Origin of the sequence: Helicobacter ganmani, assembly GCF_003364315.1 — a bacterium.
In the GTDB taxonomy this organism is placed as follows: Bacteria; Campylobacterota; Campylobacteria; order Campylobacterales; family Helicobacteraceae; genus Helicobacter_D; species Helicobacter_D ganmani.
The window spans coordinates 1-965 of sequence record NZ_NXLS01000022.1; the positions used below are offsets into that span (position 1 = coordinate 1).

The following is a 965-nucleotide window of genomic DNA, read 5'->3' on the forward strand; positions in this document are numbered from 1 at the left end:
TTCAGATAATTTGCGATTCTTTATATCAAATTTGGAATACTTATTGCTAGTCCTTAAGCATATAGTTTATTATGTAAGGAATACGAATGCTTAAAAAGATTTTGCTTTCTTTAGGGTTTTTAATTTTTACCTTTTCACTTAGTTTTGCTTCTGACCCTATTACAATGGATTCTTTGTTTAAAAAACAAATAGGACTAAGAAGTATTACAAGTGTGAGTTTCTTAAGTAGTGGCAATGCTTATATTTACAATCTCTATCCTACTTTAGTAGCACAACCAGATACAAAAACTTGGACAGATACCAAACAGCTTTCTATCAATCAGACTTTTATTTATACACTTACTCCAAAATTTGATTTATTAGTTTCTGGAAATGGTAGCTACAAACAAAACGAATATTTTAATTATTTAGGATTTGAATATACGACAGAAAGAAGCTTTGATTTTGATTCTTTATGGATTGGTGGAATCTATACAGCAGATACCCTCTTTGAAATGTTTGTCCCGCAAATCACCTTGCAAGGTGCAGTGATTCAAAGAGAGGAGCATTTTGATGAAACAAAAAATTTTTCGCTTAAATCTTTTTCCGCACAATTCGCATTCAAAAACTATTCTGACCCTGTTGTATCCTCTCTTTATATTGGTGGGGTTTATAATGGTGAAAGGAATTTTGATTATGGTAAATTAGAATATGGGAATACCTTGTTCTTTGGATTTGATATGTCTGTGATTCTTAGCCCTAAAGTTTCTTTAGACGCAGGATTAGAGCAGAGATTCCAAAGTGGTTCTAAATTTGAGGGTAGAAAAACCTCTAATTCTTATTCTATCCCTACCTTTTCTCTAGGGGCAACTTATAGTTTAAATTCTGATACTGCTGTTTCTGTTTCTGGAACTGCTGGGGGAAGCTCCTCTGCTCCTGATAGTGTTTTTACACTTAGTTTGTGGAAGAAGTTTTAGGAAAATGCT

General features: G+C 32.8%; 1 protein-coding gene. It reads left to right on the forward strand.

Annotated elements, in window-relative coordinates; all coding sequences use genetic code 11:
- Positions 1–86 precede the first annotated feature (86 nt).
- Positions 87–956, forward strand: coding sequence for a hypothetical protein (locus CQA43_RS09330; protein ID WP_115552320.1), 870 nt, complete (start codon positions 87–89; stop codon positions 954–956).
- The last annotated feature ends 9 nt before the right edge of the window (positions 957–965 follow it).